The organism is Amycolatopsis sp. NPDC051716 (assembly GCF_040681595.1).
Taxonomy (GTDB): Bacteria; Actinomycetota; Actinomycetes; order Mycobacteriales; family Pseudonocardiaceae; genus Amycolatopsis.
This window is the reverse complement of the sequence record NZ_JBFAZA010000053.1, coordinates 17,540-36,169: the sequence shown is the minus strand read 5'-3', so window position 1 is coordinate 36,169 and position 18,630 is coordinate 17,540. Positions and strand designations below refer to the sequence as shown.

Sequence of the window (18,630 nt, the reverse complement as noted above, 5' to 3'; positions counted from 1 at the left end):
CGCAACGTGCTTGCGGTCCTTAGCTGTGCCAACTATCGTTCACTATGTAGGAACAACTTCCCATAGTTTGAGACGGTGGCGAAGATGGCGCAGGTCGGAAGCGGTACAGGTGAGCAGCTACAGGCGAGTTCGCGACGGTGGCTCATCCTCGCGCTCGGCCTCGCCGCGCAGACCGCGAGCTGCTCGTTCCTCTACGGCCTCCCGTTCCTGGTCCCGGCCATGCGCGCCGCCGAGGGGCTGACGCTGGCCGAGGCCGGCACGGTCGTCGCGGCGCCGAGCATCGGGTTGTTGTTCACCCTGATCGTGTGGGGCGCGGCTGCGGACCGTTACGGAGAGCGCCTCATCATGGCCCTTGGCCTGGGCATCTCGGGGTTACTCTTGGTGTACGCCGGGGTAGGAAATCACCCGGTCGGGCTCCTCTTTGGAGTGTTTTTGGCGGCGGGCGCCTGTACGGCTTCGGTGAACGCGGCGAGCGGTCGCGTGGTGATGGGCTGGTTCGCGAAGTCCGAGCGGGGCGTGGCGATGGGGATCCGCCAGACGGCCCAGCCGCTCGGCGTGGGCGTGGCCGCGCTGGGGCTGCCCCCGCTGGCCGCGCACTTCGGCTTCCGCGCGGCGGTCCTGCTGCCGGCCGGGCTGGCGATCGCCGTGGCGCTGCTGGTGGCGTGGCTGGTGACGGATCCGCCCCGGCCGCCTCGCCCGGCTTCGGGGGAGAAGCCGCCTTCGCCGTACCGGCACGCGACGCTGTGGCGGGTGCACGGGGCGAGCGCGCTGCTGGTGGTGCCGCAGTTCGCGGTGTCGGCGTTCGCGCCGGTGTACCTGGTGTCGGTGCAGCACTGGAGCCCGCTGTCGGCGGGCTGGTACCTGGCGGTGGTCCAGGTGCTGGGCGCTGCCGGCCGGCTGGGGTCGGGCTGGTGGTCCGACCGGGTCGGCAGCCGCCTGCGCCCGATGCGTCAGCTCGCCGTCTTGAGCTGCTTCGTCATGCTCTTGGTCGCCTTGGGCGACGCCACTTGGCCGTGGCTGGTCCTGCTGGCGCTGGCGCTGGCGGCGGTGATCACGGTGGCCGACAACGGCCTGGGCTTCACGGCCTCGGCCGAACTGGCGGGCTTGGCGTGGTCGGGCCGCGCGATGGGCACGCAGAACACGGGCCAGAACATCGCGGCGTCGCTGACCCCGCCATTGCTGGGCCTGGTGATCGGCGACAGCCGGTACGCACTGGCGTTCTGCGTGGCGGCGGTCTTCCCGGCCCTGGCGGTGCTGGTGGTCCCGGTCCGCGCCGAACCCACCGACTGACGTGTCGTCCCTCCAATCACGCGAGACGACCCTCCAATCACGCGAGACGACCCTCCAATCACGCGTGATGCCCTCCCAGTCACGCGAGATGCCCGGCTGATCACGCGAGATGCCCGGCTGATCACGAGCCGACCGCCTGGGTACGCCAGCCGACCGTGTGGGTACGCGATCCGACCGTCTGGAGGCGCCAGCCGACCGTGCGGGGAAGCGAGCTGACCCTCTCGGTATGGGCGGAAAGGGGCATCACCCGTGCTGGGAAAGGCATCCCGCGTGATCAGAGGGGCATCACGCGGGCTGTGAGCCCGGGTGCGGAGGCTGAATCATCCCCGTGGCCCGCGGGGGCGCCCCCCGTCTCCAGCGTATCGGCCGCCCACGACGAAAACTGCGGGGCGAAGGGCGTGCTCGGCCGGGTTGTCCACATCTCGCCTTGGCTGTGGAGCGGTCGATTCGCGTGCCCGGCGGGTCGGCTGGCGTACGCAGACGGTCGGCTGGCGTACCTGGGCGGTCGGCTGCGTGAGCCGATCAAGGGTCGACACGCGTGATTGGGCAGTCGACTCGCGTGATTGGGGGGTCGACACGGCGAAGGCCGCCTCCCGGACCCGGGAGGCGGCCTTCGAAAGCCGGAACTCAAGCCACCGTCAGGCGGTTCTCGAAAGTTTCGACGAGCTTGCGCCAAGCGCCCTGCTCCGCGTCGAACGGTGCCGACGGCTCCAGGCGCGTCGGGTCCGGGCGCAGGACGAACGACACCAGCCAGCCCAGGCTTTCGTTGCTCGCCAGTTCCGTCTCGGCCGTGTCGTCGCCCGCCCAGTCCGCCGCGTCCGTGATCAGCTCGACCGCCAGCTCCAGCTGGGTCGGGTCGATCGCCTCCGGGCCCTCCGCGATGTCCGCGTCCAGGCCCGTGAGCACGTACGTGTTCTCCGGGTCGACCTCGATCTCGAGCTCGCCCGCCGTCGCCTTCGCCAGGACCTCGTCCCACGTGGACACGTCGGCGAGGTCGGTGTCGGCCAGGTCCTTGCCGTCGGCGAGGGCGCGGGCGAGTGCGCCCGGGGAGGTGAACACGTCGATCTCGCCCTCGGTGCCCAGGAACACCGGCGCGTCGTCGAGGTAGCAGCGCAGCGTGTAGTACTCCGCGCCGGACGTGATGATCTTGATCGGGTCGATGCCGACCTCGGCCCAGAAGCCGACCGGGCCCTCGTCCTCTTCCTCGTCTTCGTCGTCCGAAGAATCGAGGGTGTCGATGGCCTCGAGGTCCTCTTCGCCCTCGGCGCCGGCTTCGGCCTCGGCGGACTCCTCGTGGAACGCCGCCAGCTCCTCGGCCGTCTGCTCCAGCACCTTCTCGTCGACCTCCGGCTGGGTCACCAGGCCGTCGATCGCGTCGAGCACGGTGTCCCACTTCTGCGACACCGTCTCGGACAGGTCGTTCCACACCTGGGCGCCGACGCTGCCGGTGAACGGCAGGGTGCCCTGGTCGAGCAGCGAGAAGCCCTCGGTCGAGTCGAGGATCTCGTGGACCTCTTCGAGGTCGCAGACGTCGGCGAGCGACCGCACGATGCCGACGATCTCCGCCAGTTCGGCGATGTGCCAGACGTCCGGCTCCTCGGCGACGAGCTCCGGCACGCCCACGAGGTCGTACGTGTGGTCCTCGTCCGGGATCAGCTCCGGCACGTTCAGCGACGGCACCGCGTCCCAGGCCGGGTGGTCGAGCAGGTCGTGCCGCTCGGACGTGCGGACGAAGGCGGCCAGGTGAGCTGCGTCGGCGAAGGCGTACAGGTCGTCCTCGTCGCCGAGGAACGCTTCCCACTCCTCGCCGTCTTCCCGCCAGCGCGGCGCCCACAGGGTGACGACGTCGCCCTGCGGCAGGCCGAGTTCGATCGGGATGATGTCCTGTGCCATTCCTAAGCCCTCCGGAGTACCGCCCGTGTGCGCGCGGGACCGGAAGTATCACCCAGTCGCCGCGCGGTACCGCGAAGCCTACGGGTTTCGCACTCGCGATGCGATCGCCCCTGCCGACTTTGCGACGAGCGGATGGCACGATGGACCCCTGATGACTCTCACAGACCTCCTGCCTGCGGATCCCGACCCCGACGCCCTCTTCGAAGCCTTCACCACCTGGACGGCCGAGCGGGGCATCGAGCTGTACCCGGCGCAGGAGGAGGCGGTGATGGAGGTCGTCTCCGGATCGAACGTCATCCTTTCGACGCCGACCGGCTCCGGGAAGAGCCTCGTCGCCGTCGGCGCGCACTTCACCGCGCTCGCCCAGGGCCGCCGCAGCTACTACACCGCGCCGATCAAGGCCCTCGTTTCGGAGAAGTTCTTCCAGCTCATCGACATCTTCGGAGCCGAGAGCGTCGGGATGATGACCGGCGACTCCAGCGTCAACCCGGACGCCCCGATCATCTGCTGCACGGCCGAAATCCTGGCGAACATCGCGTTGCGGTTCGGTGCGGACGCCCCGGTCGGGCAGGTCGTGGCCGACGAGTTCCACTTCTACTCCGAGCCCGACCGCGGCTGGGCGTGGCAGGTGCCGATCCTCGAGCTGCGAGGAGCCCAGTTCGTCCTGATGTCGGCGACCCTGGGGGACGTGTCCTTCTTCGAAAAGGACCTCACCCGCCGCACCGGCAGGCCGACGGCCGTCGTCACGTCGGTGCAGCGCCCGGTGCCGCTGACCTTCCGGTACGCGCTGACGCCGCTGCACGAGACGATGTCCGAGCTGCTCAACGGCGGCCAGGCTCCGGTCTACGTCGTGCACTTCTCGCAAGCCGCGGCCATCGAGCGGGCGCAGACGCTGATGAGCATCAACGTGACGTCGAAGGCCGAAAAGGACGCCATCGCCGAGCTGATCGGCGACTTCCGGTTCGCCGCCGGCTTCGGCAAGACGCTCTCGCGGCTGGTCCGCCACGGCATCGGCGTCCACCACGCCGGCATGCTGCCGAAGTACCGCCGATTGGTCGAGACCCTGGCCCAGTCGGGGCTGCTCAAGGTGATCTGCGGGACCGACACCCTCGGCGTCGGCATCAACGTGCCGATCCGGACGGTCGTCTTCTCCGCGCTGACGAAGTACGACGGCGTCCGCCAGCGGCACCTCAAGGCCCGCGAGTTCCACCAGATCGCCGGCCGGGCCGGGCGCGCGGGCTACGACACCGACGGCTACGTCGTCGTGCAGGCCCCCGACCACGTCGTCGAGAACGCGAAGGCCCTCGAGAAGGCGGGCGACGACCCGAAGAAGAAAAAGAAGATCGTCCGGAAGAAGGCGCCCGAGGGGTTCGTCAACTGGACCGAGAGCACGTTCGACCGGCTCATCGCCGCCGACCCGGAGCCGCTGACGTCCAGCTTCAAGGTCACGCACTCGATGCTGCTGAACGTGATTTCGCGGCCGGGCAACGCCTTCGACTCGATGCGGCACCTGCTCGAGGACAACCACGAGGACCGCGCGTCGCAGCGCAAGCTGATCCTGCGCGCCATCGCGATCTACCGCGCGCTGCTCGCCGCCGGCGTCGTCGAACGGCTGTCCGAACCGGACGAACAGGGCCGGATCATCCGGCTCACCGTCGACCTGCAGTTCGACTTCGCGCTCAACCAGCCGCTTTCGCCGTTCGCGCTGGCCGCGATCGAGCTGTTCGACCTCGAGTCGCCGAGCTACGCGCTCGACGTCGTGTCCACTGTGGAATCCACGGTGGACAACCCGCGGCCGGTGCTCTCGCAGCAGCAGTTCAAGGCGCGCGGCGAGGCCGTGCAGGCGATGAAGGCCGAGGGCATCGAGTACGACGAGCGGATGGAGCTGCTCGAGAACGTCAGCTACCCGAAGCCGCTCGAAGAGCTGCTGCAGGGCGCGTACCACAGCTACCGGCAGGGCCACCCGTGGGTCGACGACTACGAGCTGTCGCCGAAGTCGGTCGTGCGGGACATGTACGAGCGCGCGATGAACTTCGTCGAGTACATCGGCTTCTACCAGCTGGCCCGGTCCGAGGGCCTGGTGCTGCGCTACCTCACGGACGTCTACGACTCCTTGCGGCACACGGTCCCGGACGAGGCGAAGACCGAGTCGCTGCAGGACCTCATCGAGTGGCTCGGCGAGCTCGTCCGCCAGGTCGACTCGAGCCTCCTCGACGAGTGGGAAGCCCTGCGTCACCCGGACGAGGAGGGCCCGGTCTCGACGCGGCCGCCGTCCGAGCCGCCGGCCGTCACCCGCAACGAGCGCGCGTTCCGCGTCCTGGTGCGCAACGAGCTGTTCCGCCGGGTCGAGCTGTTCGCGCGGCGGGCGTGGTTCCCGCTCGGCGAACTGGACGCGGACTCGGGCTGGGACGCCGACGCGTGGCAGGAAGCGATCGAGGGCTACTTCGAGGAGTACGAGACACTCGGCACCGGCCCGGACGCGCGCGGCCCGCAGCTGCTGATGATCGAGCAGCAGCCGGACGTCTGGAAGGTGCGCCAGATCTTCGACGACCCCGCGGGCGACCACGACTGGGGCATCAGCGCCGAGGTCGACCTGGCCGCGTCGGACGAGGCCGGGATGGCGGTCGTCCGGGTGACCGAGGTGGGCGCGCACTGACGCCGGGTTGCGCTCAACGGCCCAGTCCGGCGGCGGTGGTCGTGGCGCTCGCCCCGGCCGCGCCGGCCGCATCGATGGTGGAATACGCGCTGTCGGCGAGCCCCAACGCCACCGCCATCGAATACGGCCTCTGACGCTCAGCCCACCGGGGTCAGGATCGCCTGGGCGTCTTCGCCCGCGAACCACAGCCCGATGACGAACGCCGCCGTGGCCTCCAGCAGGGCCGCGCGGTCCAGGCCGCCCGCGGGCACCGGCTTGGCGCCGACGTCCCGGACCAGCGTGCTCACCGCGTCGAGCGCGCCCGGGTCGTCGCCGCACAACGGCACCGACAGGGGGCGGCCGTCGAACACCGGTGGCGTCATCCGCCAGACGTCGACGTGCGCCAGGTTGAACGCCTTCACGACGTGGGCGTCCGTGGTGATCCGCGACGCCACGGGGGTGCCCGTCAGATCCGGGTCGTTGGTGCAGTCCACCAGCACCTTCCCGGCCAGCGGACCCGCCTCGGCGAGCACCTCGCCGATCGCCGCGGCGGGCACGGCCAGGAGCACCACGTCAGCGAAGGCGGCCGTCTCGCGCCAGGTTCCGGCGGACGCGCCGAGCCGCGCGGCCAGCGCGGCGGGGTCGGACCGGCCGCTCACCATCAGCTCGTGTCCCGCCCGCGCCCACTGCGTGCCCAGCGCGTCCGCCATCCCGCCCGTGCCGAAGATCCCGATCCGCATGCGTCCTCCTTGTGCTTGGCTGGTACCGGAACGACGGTAGGAGCCCGGGAAGGAACCGAACGGTAACCATGGACTTCCTCGCGGATTGCCGGACGCGGCTCGCGTTCGACCTGGTCGCCAACACGTGGAACCCGGTGGTGGTGTGGGCACTGCGCGACGGGCCGCAGCGGCACGTCGACCTGCGGCGCACCATCGGTGGCATCAGCGCGAAGGTGCTGACGGAAACCCTGCGGCGCCTCGAATTCGACGGTCTCGTCGAGCGGTGCGAAGGCGCGTACGCGCTCACGCCGCTGGGGAAGACGCTGCTGGGGCCGATCGAGGGCTTCGGACGCTGGGCTGCCGAGCACGGCGACGACGTCGTCGCCGCTCAAACCCGAGCAGCACGACCAGCATGACCAGTTCCGCCGCGGGCAGCGGGTAGCCGAGGGCGATCCCGGCGGCGACGTCCGCGGCGGGTGCGGCGAGCCCCGCCACGAACACCCACGTCGGCGCGGCCGGCGGCTTCGCGGCCGGCGACCACGGCGTCTTCTTGCCCGGCTTCGCGATGGAGAGCCAGGCCTGGAAGGCCAGGGCGCTCACCATCAGCGACGCCCCGGCGATCTGCGGCCAGACGACGACCGCGGTGTGCGCGGACTCCCGCAGCGCCCGCGAGAGCAGGAAGATCCCGGCGTAGAGCTGGGCGAACGTCAGGACGAACTTGGTCAGCACCCACCAGTGCCGGAAATAGCCCCACGCCGTCGCGCCGGCGAGGAGCAGGCCGGTGAACGCGGAGACGTTGGCCATCGGCGCGAGCAGGACGGAGTCGAGCCGGTCGGCCATCGCCGTCGCGGCCGGCGCCTGGGCGGGGCTGGTCAAGGCCAGCGAGGTCAGCACGACGAGGGCGAGGGCCTGGCTCATCCAGGCCACCGAGGACACGACGTGCAGCCACACGACGGCCTGGCGCCAGCGGGGAGAAGTCTTGGTGGTCACGGGATCCAGGCTCGCCGAGCGCGGCCGCGGCCACATCGGGCGCGACCCCGGTTTCGTCCCGGAGCCGGAACAGGCGAGGGTGCGCCCGCTGCGGTAGGAACCCGGTGGCGAAGTACGCCCGGGGGAGTAGGGCCGAAACCCGGAACTCGCGTGATTGGAGGGTCGACTCGCGTGATTGGAGGGTCGACTCGCGTGATTGGAGGGTGCTGGCCGTGTCGACCCTTCAATCACGCGTGTCGGCTCCGTAATCACGCGTGTCGGCGGCTCCGTCACGCGCGGGGTGGGTTCTTCGCCGCCAGCGCCAGCAGCGGGACGGCGGCCGCGGCGTCGGTGATCAGGGTCGAGACCATGCCGGACCGGAGAACCGCGTCCACCGCCGCGGCTTTGGGCCTGCTGTAGCCCAGGGCGATCACCTCCGGGACCGCCATCAGCTCCTCGTGGCTGATCGCCAGGACGTGGTGGGCCAGGCCCGTCGACAACGCGTTGCCGGACGCGTCGAACAGCCGGGCCGCGACCTCCGCCGTCGCCCCGCGGGCCGCGATCGCCGCGCGCTCGGCCTCGTCCAGCGCGTCGTACACCGTCGACTCGCCCGGCTGCCAGGCGCCGATGCTGACCACCGCCTTCGTCAGGTTGCGGAACTGGCCGAACGTCTCCGCGATACCCGGCTGACGCCGCAACGTCTCGGTCGTCCGGCGGTCGGGCAGCACCAGCGGGCCGAAGATCGGGTACGCGTCGCCGCCGGACACCGAGGTCACGCGGCTGACCGTCTCCACCGAGCGGCCGCGCATGTCCATCCCGGCCTGCACCCCGCAGAGCTGGACGATCGGGCAGCGCGGCAGCGCCCGGATCGCCTCGGTCATCGCGTTCACCGAGCGCGCCCACGACAGGCCGATGACGTCGGACGGGAGCGCGATCTCCTCCAGCAACAGCGCTGCCAACGAGCCGATCTTGGCCCGGACGACCTCCTTCGGCTCGCGCTCGGTTGAGCGCTCGAGGACCAGGGCGCGCTTCAAGCCGTACGCGGAACACACCTCGTCCGACAACGCCAGGTCCACCGGGGCCGGCAGGGAGAACTCCACCCTGACCAGGCCGGACTCCATGGCGGTGTCGAGCATCCGCGCCACCTTGAACCGGCTGACGCCGAACTCGTCGGCGATCTCCAGCTTGGAGCGTCCCTGCACGTAGAAGCGCCGGGCGACGGTGGCGAGCAGCAGTGCCTCCGAAAGCAAAGGAGGCTTCTTGGTGGCGCTCATATGAGCATAATAGCGCGAAATCCAGTCGAAAGGTTGACGTAATACCGACGTCAGACCTGTAATGCCTTCACGTGTTCTCGACTCGATAGGTCAACGTTGCTCAATTGAGCGCGAGGAAGGGGCAGGCATGCGTGCCGCCATCGTCGACCGGCCCGGTGAGATCAGGGTCGGCGAGGTGCCCGATCCGAAACCCGGGGAACGTCAGGTCGTCGTCAAGGTCGGAGCGTGCGGCATCTGCGGCACCGACCTGCACATCGCGGACGGGCACTTCCCGCCCACGCCGTACCCCATCGTCCCCGGGCACGAGTTCGCCGGGGAGATCGTCGAGCTCGGCGCGGACGTGCCGGGCGAGTGGAAGGTCGGCGACCGCGTGGCCGTCGACCCGTCCCTGTTCTGCGGCTACTGCGGCCCGTGCCGCGCCGGCCACGGCAACCTCTGCGCGAACTGGGGCGCCACCGGCGACACCGTCAACGGCGCCTTCGCCGAGTACGTCGCCGTCCCGTCGTCCACCTGCTACCGCATGCCCGACACGATGACGTGGGAACAGGGCGCGCTGGTCGAGCCGGTTTCCTGTGCCGTGCACGGTGTTCGCCGCGTCGGTGTCGAAGCCGGCGAACGCTTCCTCGTCGTCGGCGCCGGCACCATGGGCTTGATCATGCAGCAGCTGCTGCAGCGTTCGGGTGCGCAGGTCACGGTGGTCGACCGCAACGAAGCCCGGTTGCCACGCGCGAAAAGCCTCGGTGCCGTCGCCACCGCGAAGGACGTCGGCGACCTGAACGGCGAGAAGTTCGACGTCGCCGTCGACTGCACCGGCGCCGCGCCCGCCATCGAAGCCGCCTTCGACTCGATCCGGCGCGGGGGACGGCTGCTCGTCTTCGGCGTCGCCCCGGCCGAAGCCCGCGTCGCGCTTTCGCCGTTCCGCATCTACAACGACGAAATCACCATCGTCGGCTCGATGGCCGTGCTGCACAGCTTCGGCGCCGCCCTCGACCTCGTCGCGAGCGGCGCGATCGACACCGGCGCGCTGCTCACCGACACCCTGCCGCTGGAGCAGTACCCCGAAGCGCTGGCCAAGATGCGCAGCGGCTCGGGCCTCAAGGTGCAGGTCCTCCCCGGAGGTGGCCGTGCGTAAGCTCCTCACCCTCCTCGCGGCGACGTCGCTGCTGGCCACCGGCTGCGCGGGCGCCGGCTCGCTCGGCACCGGTAACTCGACGCTCGTCATCGCCATCGTGTCGAACCCGCAGATGAAGGACGCGATCGCGCTCGCGCCGGAGTTCGAGAAGGCCACCGGTATCGGCCTCAAGTTCGTGTCCCTGCCGGAAAACCAGGCCCGCGCCAAGATCACCGCGTCGACCGCCACCGAGGGTGGCGAGTTCGACGTCGTCATGATCAGCAACTACGAAGCCCCGCAGTGGGCGGCCAACGGCTGGCTCGAGAACCTCGAACCGCACATGGCGGCCACCCTGGGCTACGACGAAGGCGACTTCATCCCCAGCATCAAGCAGTCGCTGTCGTACCAGAACCAGATGTACGCGGTGCCGTTCTACGGCGAGTCGTCGTTCCTGGCCTACCGCAAGGACCTCTTCGACAAGGCCGGGATCACCATGCCGGCCAAGCCGACGTGGCAGCAGATCGCCGACTACGCCGCGAAGCTCGACGACAAGGCGAACGGCGTCGCCGGCATCTGCCTGCGCGGCAAGCCGGGCTGGGGCGAGAGCCTCGCGCCGTTCACGACCGTGGCCAACACCTTCGGCGCGCAGTGGTTCGACAAGGACTGGAACGCCAAGCTGACGTCGCAGGAGTTCACGGAAGCCGCGAATTTCTACGTCAACCTGATCCGCGAGCACGGCGAGGTCGGGGCCTCCAGCGCCGGGTTCTCCGAGTGCGGCACGCGCTACACCCAAGGCAACGCGGCGATGTGGTACGACGCCACGGTCATGGCGGGCACCAACGAGGACCCGTCGAGCAGCAAGATCGTCGGCAAGTCCGGGTACGCGCCGGCGCCGGTCGTCAAGACGCAGGCCAGCGGCTGGCTCTACACCTGGGCCCTCGGCATTCCGAAGGTCGCCAAGGACAAGGACGCGGCCTGGAAGTTCATGGCCTGGATGACCGACAAGGCGTACGTGCAGAAGGTCGGCCACACGTACGGCTGGAACCGCGTCCCGCCGGGCGTCCGCCAGTCGACGTACGCCATCCCCGAGTACGCCGACGCGGCGAAGGCCTACGCGAAGCCCACGCTCGACGGCATCGCGGACGCGAACCAGCAGAAGGCGATGGCGAGCCCGGTGCCCTACCCCGGCATCCAGTTCGTCGGCATCCCCGAGTTCCAGGACCTGGGCACCCGGGTGAGCCAGCAGCTGTCGGCCGCGATCGCCGGCCGCGAGTCGGTCGAAGACGCCCTGAAGCAGTCCCAGGACTACGCCCAGACGGTGGGCGACTCCTACAAGGCGGTGCAGTGATGTCCACGCTCTCCGTATCCACCCCCACGTCCACCTCGCAGGCGAAGGTCGAAGAGAAACGCGGCCTGAGCACCGCGGCCAAGCGGCGGCTGCCCCTGCTGCCCGCGTTGATCTTCGTCATCGCGGTGACGCAGCTGCCGTTCCTGCTCACCGTGTTCTACTCGTTCCAGTCGTGGAACCTGGTCCGGCCCGGCTCGCGGCACTTCGTCGGCCTGGACAACTACATCGACGTCTTCAGCGACACGACGTTCCTGGTCGCCCTGCTCAACACCGTGCTGCTGACCGTCGTGTGCGTGTTCGTCGCGCTCCTGCTCGGCCTGGGCCTGGCGATCCTGCTGGACCGCAAGTTCCTCGGCCGCGGGGTCGTCCGGACGCTGCTCATCACGCCGTTCCTGATCCTGCCGGCGGCCGGCGCGCTGCTGTGGAAGACGACGGTGTTCGACCCGACCTACGGGCTGCTGCACTTCGTCTTCGGCACCGACACCGACTGGCTTTCGGAGTTCCCGCTGGCGTCGGTGATGGCCCAGATCGTGTGGCAGTGGACGCCGTTCATGATGCTGCTCATCCTGGCCGGCCTGCAGAGCCAGGCCAAGGACGTGCTCGAAGCGGCCAATGTGGACGGTGCCGGCCGCTGGCGGACGTTCGTCTCCATCACGCTGCCGCACCTGTCCCGGTTCCTGCAGCTGGCCACGTTGCTGGGCGCGATCTACATCGTGAACAGCTTCGACGCGATCTTCCTGATGACCCAGGGCGGCCCGGGCACGGCGAGCACCAACCTGCCGTACTACATCTACCAGCGCGCGTTCGAGGGCTTCGACGTCGGCCAGTCCTCGGCGATGGGCGTGATCGTGGTGATCCTGACGATGATCGTCGCGACCTTCGCGCTGCGCCTGATGTTCCGGACCTTCTCGGTGAGCGGAGGCATCAAATGACGACGGTCGCGCCCCGCAAGCGGGCTTACGGCAAGGGTTCGCTGACCGTCGCGACCTGGATCATCGCGATCCTGTTCGTGTTCCCGCTGCTGTGGATGATCCTCACCGCGTTCAAGCAGGAGGCGGACGCCTACACCGACCCGCCGAAGCTGTTCTTCACCCCGACGTTCGAGCAGCTCGGCAACGTCCTGAGCGGCGGGTTCCTGCCGTATGTGTCGAACTCGGCGTTCGTGACGATCCTGTCGACGGCCTTGGTGCTGCTCTTCGGCGTCCCGGCGGCGTACGCGCTTTCGCTGGCGCCGGTCAAGGGCACGTCGAACGCGCTCGGCTTCTTCCTCTCGACGAAGATGCTGCCGATCGTGGCGGCGATCATCCCGCTGTACGTCATTTCGCAGAACACCGAGCTGCTCGACACGGTGTGGGCGCTGGTCATCCTGTACACGTCGATGAACCTGCCGCTGGCCATCTGGATGATGCGGTCGTTCTTCCTCGAAGTACCGCACGAGATGATCGAGGCGGGCCGGATCGACGGCGCCAACCTGCCGACGCTGCTGCGCAAGATCATCATGCCGGTGGTCGCGCCCGGGATCGCGGCCACCGCGCTGATCTGCGTGATCTTCTCCTGGACGGAGTTCTTCTACGCGGTCAACCTGACCGCGGCCCGGGCCGGCACGGTCCCGGTGTTCCTGGTCGGGTTCATCACCAGCGAAGGCCTGTACTGGGCGCAGCTGTCCGCGGCCGCGCTGCTGGCTTCGCTGCCGGTGATGATCGTCGGCTGGATCGCGCAGAACCACCTGGTCCGCGGCCTGTCGATGGGCGCGGTCAAGTAGCTCGAAAGTGCGCGAAGGCCACCTCGAGGAGTCTCGAGGTGGCCTTCGCGCTGGGTCACTCCTGGAGGGAGAGGGCCTGGCTCGGGCAGACGTGCACCGCTTCTCGGGCCTTCTCGACCAGCTCGCCCTGCGGCTGGTCGTCGAGCACGATGACCGTGCCGTCCTCCTCGCTCTGGTCGAACAGCGCGGGCTCGGTGAGCACGCACTGCCCGGCGCCGACGCACTTGCCGGTGTCCGCGATGATCTTCATGGTCCTCTTCTTCCCCTGTGGTGGTTCGGCAGTTCGCTTCTACCAGGTCACCGGCAACCGGTACAGGCCGTAGATGTTCGCGTCGTCCTTGAACGGCAGGTCGTCGACCGGCGCGGCCAGCTTGAGCTCCGGGATCCGGCGGAAGAGGGTGTCGAAGACGATCTGCAGTTCCATCCGGGCCAGGTTCTGGCCGAGGCACTGGTGCGGCCCGAAGCCGAACGCCACGTGGTGCCGCGCGCCGCGCTCGATGTTCAGTTCGTCGGGGTTCTCGAACGCCGTTTCGTCGCGGTTGGCCGCGTAGCCCAGCGCCAGCACGCCTTCACCGGCCCGGATCAGCTGGCCGCCGATCTCGGCGTCCTCGACGCACAGCCGTGCCGTGGCGGCGTCGACGATGGTGAAGTAGCGCAGCAGTTCCTCGACGGCGTCGAGGGTCTTGCCCGGGTCGTCCTTGATCAGCGCCAGCTGCTCCGGGTTCTCCAGCAGCCCGACCGTGCCGAGGGAGATCATGTTCGCCGTCGTCTCGTGGCCGGCGACGAGCAGCAGGAAGCCGGTCGCGGCCAGCGATGCCCGCCGGTAGGTGCCCTCTTCGCGCAGCTTGACGATCTGCCGCCCGAGCAGGTCGTCCGGCGGGTCGTCCTCCTTCCCGGCGATGAGGTCGCCCATGTACCCGCGCACGGCCTCGACCGCGGCCCGCCGCTCCTCCGGGGGCGTGCCCCGCTTGATCAGCTTCGTCGTGTGGGTCTGGAAGAAGTCGTGGTCGGCGTACGGCACGCCGAGCATCTCGCAGATGACCAGCGACGGCACCGGCAGCGACAGCATCTCGACCAGGTCGCCCGGCTTCGGCCCGGCCAGCAGCGCGTCGATCCGCTCGTCGACGATCTCCTGGATCCGCGGCCGCAGCGCCTCCATCCGGCGCACGGTGAACTCGCCGAGCACGGCCTTGCGGGCCGGCCCGTGCTCGGGCGCGTCCATGGTGATCATGGTGCGCTCGTCGTCCGGCCGCCGGAACCCGGGCACCAGCTGCGGGAAGTCCGGGTGCTGCCGGTCGGCGCTGAACCGCCGGTCGTTCAGCACGGCCCGGACGTCCTCGTGCCTGCTGACCACCCAGGCCTTCCGGCCGTCGGGCAGCCCCACCCGGGTGACCGGGTCCTCCTCGCGGATCTCGGCGTACGCCGGCGGCGGGGCGAACGGGCACGTGCGCGTCATCGGGAATTCGTGGACCGCGGTCATGACGTCTCCCTCACCAGGTCACGGGCAGGCAGTAGAGGCCGAAGATCGACGAGTCGTGCTTGAACGGCAGCTGGTCCACCGGGGCGGCCAGCTTGAGCTCCGGGATGCGGCGGAACAGCGTGTCGAAGACGATCTGCAGTTCCATCCGGGCCAGGTTCTGGCCGAGGCACTGGTGCGGGCCGAAGCCGAAGGCGACGTGGTGCCGCGCGCCGCGCTCGAGGTCGAGGTCGTCGGGGTTCTCGAACGCGGCTTCGTCGCGGTTGCCGGAGTAGCTCAGCCCGAGCACGCCCTCGCCTTCGCGGATCAGCTGCCCGCCGATCTCGACGTCCTCCGTGGCGACCCGCGAGGTCGCGAACTCGGCGATGGTGAAGTAGCGCAGCAGTTCCTCGACGGCGTCGAGCGTCTTGCCGGGGTCGTTCTTGATGATCTCGAGCTGGTCCGGGTTCTCCAGGAGCGCCACGGTGCCGAGCGAGATCATGTTCGCCGTCGTCTCGTGCCCGGCGAGGAGCAGCAGGAAGGCCAGCGAGACGAGCTCGTCGTGGGCGACGTCGCCGTGCTCTTCGCGCTGCTTGAGGATCTGGCGGCCGAGCAGGTCGTCGGTCGGGTCGGCCTCCTTCGCCGTGACCAGTTCGTCGAGGTAGTCCTGCAGCTCGTCGACGGCCTTGACCCGGGTCTCCTGGTCGACCTCCCGGTTGAGCAGCGTCGAGCTGCGCACCTGGAAGAAGTCGTGGTCGACGTACGGGACGCCGAGCTGTTCGCAGATCACCAGCGAGGGCACCGGCAGCGCCAGCGCCGAGACCAGGTCGGCGGGCTTCGGGCCGGCCAGGATCGCGTCGATGTGCTCGTCGACGATCTGCTGGATCCGCGGCTGCAGGGCCTTCATGCGCTTGACGGTGAACTCGCCGACGACCTCGCGCCGGGCGGCGCCGTGCTTCGGCGGGTCCATGTTGATCAGCGACGCGGTGAAGCGGCGGCGCTGCTGCGGACGGCCGTCCTTCGCGAGGATCGGGAAGCCCGGGTTGAAGCGGTCGGAGCTGAAGCGCGGGTCCGTCAGCATCTGCCGGACTTCCTCCAGACGGGTGACGGCCCAGGCCTCCGAACCGTTGGGCAGCCCGACGCGCTGGACAGGACCCGCTTCGCGGAGCTTTTCGTACGCCGGCGGCGGCGCGAACGGGCAGGTGCGGGCCAGCGGAAAAGTCTCGTGCCGCGTCGAGGATTCTGCCAATTCAGTCATTTCGGACCCCCTAAATCGGACGGAAAGTATGCGGAGGATTACATTCCGGTTCCCTGTCCAAGGTACTCAAGCGGAGGGAATTCGTCCACTAGGTGCCGACTACCCGCTCGCGCGGGGAGTGTGTGGCCCGCTGACCATGCGAGAATCACCCCGCGCGATTCAGCGGAAGGCGAACGGCATGACGGCAGACCCCGAGATGACCCTGCGGGCGGACGCGCGGCGCAACCGCGACCAGATCCTGGCCGCCGCGAAGGACATCTTCGCCGCTTCCGGTCCCGAGGCGCCGATGGAGGAGATCGCCCGCGCGGCCGGCGTCGGCGTCGGCACGCTCTACCGCCGGTTCCCGGACCGGGACGCGCTGATCCGGGCGGTCGCGATGGACAACTTCGAGCGGGTGCTGATCGATGCCCGCACGATCGCCGCCGAGGAGACGTCGTCGTGGCGCGCGCTGGAACGGCTGCTGCGTCATTCGGTGGCGCTGCAGCTGAGCGTGCAGCTGGCCATGGTCTCGCACCGGGCGCTGGTGATCTTGAAGAACGACCCGGAGGTCCGCCGGCTGCGGGACGAGATCCTGGTGGTCCTCGACGGCTTCGTCGACGGCGCGAAGGCCGAGGGCAAGCTCCGCGACGACGTCGGGGCCGGCGACATCGCGATCCTGCTGGCAACGCTGCTGCGGCAGATGCGCGCGAAGGCGCCGGAGGTTGCCGAGATGGCGGCGCGCCGGTGCGTCGGCATCATGATCGACGGCCTCAGTGCGCGGCCGGGTTCGGCGCTCCCCGGCCGTCCGATCACGTCGCGGGACCTCGACCCCGACTGATTCCGTCGATTTCCGTGTTAGGGTCCGCCTCGTTCTGCCGGCAATTGCAGCTATGGGCGGGAAAATGCGACGAAGAACGCTGGCCGTGTTGTTGGCGATTTCCTTCCCGGTGCTCGCCGGGTGCGGCGGCGCGCCCGTCGACGGCGCGGCGGCCGCGCCGGCTTCGCTGCCGGCGCCGACGCCCACGTCTTCTTCGGTGACGGCCCCTGGTACGCCTGCTTCTTCGTCGTCGCCGGCGCCTTCGGCGTCTCTACCTGCGCCTCCGTCGACTCCGGCGCCGCCGTCGACCACGCCGGTCCGGAGCTGCCGCAGCCCGGAGTTCACCACGAGCGGCCCCGACGGCGGCTGGTCCGACGGCGGCTACTACGTCCACAACAACATGTGGAACGCCGGGGAAGCGGGCCCGGAAACGCTGCGGGCGTGCGCGTACGACAACTGGTACGTCGAATCCACCCAACCCGATTCGACGTCGGTGAAAACCTATCCGAACGTGCACAAGGACATCAACGATCAGAACGGGAAACCGTTCAACGACTATTCGGTGATCAAATCGACTTTCGCCGGCCGCGGCCCGGGCACCGGCGTCTACGACGTGGCTTACGACCTCTGGCTGAACGGTGTGGGCGACGGCAAGGGTGTCACCGAGGTGATGGTCTGGACGGAGAACCGCAAGCAGCAACCCTCGGGCGACAAGCTGACGACGTACGTGGCGGGCGGCTTCACGTACGACGTCTGGGCGGACGAGGACGGGTACGTGGCGTTCGTGTCCCGCTCGACGCAGTACGCGGGCAGTGTGGACCTGAAGGCGATGATCGCCTGGGCGATCGGCAAGGGCCTGATCCCCTCGAACCCGACGGTCAACCAGATCGGCTACGGCATCGAGTTCTGCTCGACCGGCGGCGGCAAGGCCCGGTTCACGCTGTCGGACTTCTCGGTGACGATGAGCTAGCGTCAAGCCGCGGCGCGGGTGGCCAGGTAGGCCAGGTGGTGGGAGGTCGCGAACGCGATCGGCTTGCTGGTGTCGCCCAGAGCCCGCCCGCCGCCCGTCGCCACCTCGTGGATTTCGTGATCTCCCCAGGAGAAGGCCGGGCCGGCGTAGCCCGCCGATTCGACCACGCGGCGGCACACGACCCGGAATGCGCGGCCGCGGGCCGGCTCCTCGCCCGGCTCGTCCGGCATCCGCTCTCGCGAGTAGAGCCAGCGGTGCGGGCACGTGTACTTCAGCGCGACGTGCTTGCTGCGGAAGCCCGGCCCGGGCATCGGGTGCACGGCGCCGTAGTCGCCGAACCGCAGGTTCGCGGCCCCGCCCCGCACCAGCTGTTCCCACAGCACTTCTTCGGCTCGCGCCTGTTCCCAGGTCGCCGTCTGGCCGAGCATCTTCGGGATCGAGCCGGTCAGCAAGCTCGTCGAGCCGAAGGGGCCCAAGCCGGTGAGCACGGCCAGGATGGCCGCGGCCCGCTCGGCCCGGGTGGTCGTCGCCTCGGCGACGTACTGGAGGTCCAGGACCACGTGGATATCGCCTGGTTCGAGCGCCAGCCGCTCGACGAGCCGGCCGAGGGTGTCCCGGCCGGCCGTGTCCGGCCGCACCCGGAGGGCGACTCCGGCGCCCAGTTCGGCGCCGAGGCGTCCCAGTGTCGCGGCCTCCTGTTCGGTGGCGTCGCTGCGGACCACCGGGACGAACGGGACCGGCCCAGCCGTGTCGAGGAGGTCGGCCGGGCCGGCCAGGTGGTCGGCCAGCCGGCCGAGCGCGCCACCGGCGCCGAACCCGGGCCGGTCCGCCACGTCGGAGGCGTCGATCCAGCAGCACCGGCCCAGGAGGTACAGGTGGCGTGCGACCTCTTCGACGTCGTCGAGCTGGTCGGCGGGGCGCTTCCGGCCCGGGTCGAACTGCAGCAGTGGCTGCACCCGCCGGACCTGGGCGGGCCGGGTCAGGGCGCGGAGCGCGGCCAGTTCGCCGGCCTTCGCGCGCAGAGCCACCAGCGTCGTGAAGCCGGCGTGCGCATCCACGGAGCTTCCGATCACGTCAAGTGAGTACCCGGTTACATCGAGCGTAGATCGGCGGGGCTCGGCGGAGAATCCACCACAAGAATGAAGGCCA

General features: G+C 69.6%; 17 protein-coding genes. 9 read left to right on the top strand and 8 right to left on the bottom strand.

Annotated elements, in window-relative coordinates; all coding sequences use genetic code 11:
• Window positions 1–84 precede the first annotated feature (84 nt).
• Window positions 85–1,290, top strand: a complete 1,206-nt coding sequence (locus tag AB0M30_RS43605) for an MFS transporter (RefSeq protein WP_364597330.1) — start codon at window positions 85–87, stop codon at window positions 1,288–1,290.
• A 627-nt stretch (window positions 1,291–1,917) separates the two neighbouring features.
• Here the strand turns inward: AB0M30_RS43605 and AB0M30_RS43600 are convergent.
• Window positions 1,918–3,183, bottom strand: a complete 1,266-nt coding sequence (locus AB0M30_RS43600) for a primosomal protein (protein WP_364597327.1) — start codon at window positions 3,181–3,183, stop codon at window positions 1,918–1,920.
• A gap of 151 nt (window positions 3,184–3,334) precedes the next feature.
• On the opposite strand from AB0M30_RS43600, the gene AB0M30_RS43595 reads away from it, so the two are divergent.
• Window positions 3,335–5,839, top strand: coding sequence for a DUF3516 domain-containing protein (locus tag AB0M30_RS43595; RefSeq protein ID WP_364597324.1), 2,505 nt, complete (start codon window positions 3,335–3,337; stop codon window positions 5,837–5,839).
• 137 nt (window positions 5,840–5,976) lie between these two features.
• Here the strand turns inward: AB0M30_RS43595 and AB0M30_RS43590 are convergent, their stop codons facing one another.
• Window positions 5,977–6,708, bottom strand: a complete 732-nt coding sequence (locus AB0M30_RS43590) for an NAD(P)-binding domain-containing protein (protein WP_364597321.1) — start codon at window positions 6,706–6,708, stop codon at window positions 5,977–5,979.
• Here AB0M30_RS43590 and AB0M30_RS43585 point away from each other — a divergent pair.
• Window positions 6,627–6,953, top strand: a complete 327-nt coding sequence (locus tag AB0M30_RS43585) for a helix-turn-helix domain-containing protein (protein WP_364597318.1) — start codon at window positions 6,627–6,629, stop codon at window positions 6,951–6,953. The genes AB0M30_RS43590 and AB0M30_RS43585 overlap by 82 nt on opposite strands.
• On the opposite strand, the gene AB0M30_RS43580 is transcribed toward AB0M30_RS43585, so the two are convergent.
• A complete protein-coding gene (locus tag AB0M30_RS43580; RefSeq protein ID WP_364597315.1) occupies window positions 6,841–7,527 on the bottom strand; it encodes a hypothetical protein in 687 nt (228 codons plus the stop codon). The two genes, AB0M30_RS43585 and AB0M30_RS43580, sit on opposite strands and share 113 nt — an antisense overlap.
• 269 nt (window positions 7,528–7,796) lie before the next feature.
• Window positions 7,797–8,780 carry a sugar-binding domain-containing protein gene (locus AB0M30_RS43575; RefSeq protein ID WP_364597312.1) on the bottom strand — a complete coding sequence of 328 codons (984 nt, stop codon included), beginning with the start codon at window positions 8,778–8,780 and terminating at the stop codon, window positions 7,797–7,799.
• A gap of 127 nt (window positions 8,781–8,907) precedes the next feature.
• Here AB0M30_RS43575 and AB0M30_RS43570 point away from each other — a divergent pair, with 127 nt between their 5' ends.
• The 4 genes from AB0M30_RS43570 to AB0M30_RS43555 are packed head-to-tail and all read left to right on the top strand — an operon-like array spanning window position 8,908 to window position 13,001.
• Window positions 8,908–9,912 (top strand): zinc-dependent alcohol dehydrogenase family protein, encoded by a 1,005-nt coding sequence (locus AB0M30_RS43570; RefSeq protein ID WP_364597309.1) that lies wholly within the window; start codon window positions 8,908–8,910, stop codon window positions 9,910–9,912.
• A complete protein-coding gene (locus tag AB0M30_RS43565; protein ID WP_364597306.1) occupies window positions 9,899–11,239 on the top strand; it encodes a sugar ABC transporter substrate-binding protein in 1,341 nt (446 codons plus the stop codon). Before AB0M30_RS43570 ends, AB0M30_RS43565 begins: the two co-directional genes overlap by 14 nt.
• Window positions 11,239–12,171, top strand: coding sequence for a sugar ABC transporter permease (locus AB0M30_RS43560; protein WP_364597303.1), 933 nt, complete (start codon window positions 11,239–11,241; stop codon window positions 12,169–12,171). Before AB0M30_RS43565 ends, AB0M30_RS43560 begins: the two co-directional genes overlap by 1 nt.
• On the top strand, window positions 12,168–13,001 hold the full coding sequence (locus AB0M30_RS43555) for a carbohydrate ABC transporter permease (RefSeq protein WP_360172515.1): 834 nt from the start codon (window positions 12,168–12,170) through the stop codon (window positions 12,999–13,001). Before AB0M30_RS43560 ends, AB0M30_RS43555 begins: the two co-directional genes overlap by 4 nt.
• A 55-nt stretch (window positions 13,002–13,056) precedes the next feature.
• Here the strand turns inward: AB0M30_RS43555 and AB0M30_RS43550 are convergent, their stop codons facing one another.
• From AB0M30_RS43550 to AB0M30_RS43540, 3 genes are read right to left on the bottom strand one after another with little or no spacing between them, the layout of a single operon-like run.
• On the bottom strand, window positions 13,057–13,251 hold the full coding sequence (locus AB0M30_RS43550; protein ID WP_364597300.1) for a ferredoxin: 195 nt from the start codon (window positions 13,249–13,251) through the stop codon (window positions 13,057–13,059).
• 39 nt (window positions 13,252–13,290) lie between these two features.
• Window positions 13,291–14,481, bottom strand: coding sequence for a cytochrome P450 (locus AB0M30_RS43545; RefSeq protein ID WP_364597297.1), 1,191 nt, complete (start codon window positions 14,479–14,481; stop codon window positions 13,291–13,293).
• Between the two features lie 10 nt (window positions 14,482–14,491).
• Window positions 14,492–15,715, bottom strand: a complete 1,224-nt coding sequence (locus AB0M30_RS43540; protein ID WP_364597294.1) for a cytochrome P450 — start codon at window positions 15,713–15,715, stop codon at window positions 14,492–14,494.
• Window positions 15,716–15,893: 178 nt separating this feature from the next.
• On the opposite strand from AB0M30_RS43540, the gene AB0M30_RS43535 reads away from it, so the two are divergent.
• Together AB0M30_RS43535 and AB0M30_RS43530 are read left to right on the top strand one after the other, a co-directional pair.
• A complete protein-coding gene (locus AB0M30_RS43535; RefSeq protein WP_364597291.1) occupies window positions 15,894–16,532 on the top strand; it encodes a helix-turn-helix domain-containing protein in 639 nt (212 codons plus the stop codon).
• Window positions 16,533–16,596: 64 nt separating this feature from the next.
• Window positions 16,597–17,481 carry a hypothetical protein gene (locus AB0M30_RS43530; RefSeq protein ID WP_364597288.1) on the top strand — a complete coding sequence of 295 codons (885 nt, stop codon included), beginning with the start codon at window positions 16,597–16,599 and terminating at the stop codon, window positions 17,479–17,481.
• Window positions 17,482–17,483: 2 nt separating this feature from the next.
• On the opposite strand, the gene AB0M30_RS43525 is transcribed toward AB0M30_RS43530, so the two are convergent.
• A complete protein-coding gene (locus AB0M30_RS43525; protein ID WP_364597285.1) occupies window positions 17,484–18,554 on the bottom strand; it encodes a hypothetical protein in 1,071 nt (356 codons plus the stop codon).
• Between the last annotated feature and the right edge of the window lie 76 nt (window positions 18,555–18,630).

Coding starts and splice junctions, on each gene's coding strand:
- AB0M30_RS43595 (WP_364597324.1), top strand. CDS start 3,335: ATGACTCTCACAGACCTCCTGCCTGCGGATCCCGACCCCGACGCCCTC.
- AB0M30_RS43535 (WP_364597291.1), top strand. CDS start 15,894: ATGACGGCAGACCCCGAGATGACCCTGCGGGCGGACGCGCGGCGCAAC.
- AB0M30_RS43530 (WP_364597288.1), top strand. CDS start 16,597: ATGCGACGAAGAACGCTGGCCGTGTTGTTGGCGATTTCCTTCCCGGTG.
- AB0M30_RS43600 (WP_364597327.1), bottom strand. CDS start 3,183: ATGGCACAGGACATCATCCCGATCGAACTCGGCCTGCCGCAGGGCGAC.
- AB0M30_RS43540 (WP_364597294.1), bottom strand. CDS start 15,715: ATGACTGAATTGGCAGAATCCTCGACGCGGCACGAGACTTTTCCGCTG.
- AB0M30_RS43585 (WP_364597318.1), top strand. CDS start 6,627: ATGGACTTCCTCGCGGATTGCCGGACGCGGCTCGCGTTCGACCTGGTC.
- AB0M30_RS43575 (WP_364597312.1), bottom strand. CDS start 8,780: ATGAGCGCCACCAAGAAGCCTCCTTTGCTTTCGGAGGCACTGCTGCTC.
- AB0M30_RS43570 (WP_364597309.1), top strand. CDS start 8,908: ATGCGTGCCGCCATCGTCGACCGGCCCGGTGAGATCAGGGTCGGCGAG.
- AB0M30_RS43545 (WP_364597297.1), bottom strand. CDS start 14,481: ATGACCGCGGTCCACGAATTCCCGATGACGCGCACGTGCCCGTTCGCC.
- AB0M30_RS43605 (WP_364597330.1), top strand. CDS start 85: ATGGCGCAGGTCGGAAGCGGTACAGGTGAGCAGCTACAGGCGAGTTCG.
- AB0M30_RS43550 (WP_364597300.1), bottom strand. CDS start 13,251: ATGAAGATCATCGCGGACACCGGCAAGTGCGTCGGCGCCGGGCAGTGC.
- AB0M30_RS43560 (WP_364597303.1), top strand. CDS start 11,239: ATGTCCACGCTCTCCGTATCCACCCCCACGTCCACCTCGCAGGCGAAG.
- AB0M30_RS43555 (WP_360172515.1), top strand. CDS start 12,168: ATGACGACGGTCGCGCCCCGCAAGCGGGCTTACGGCAAGGGTTCGCTG.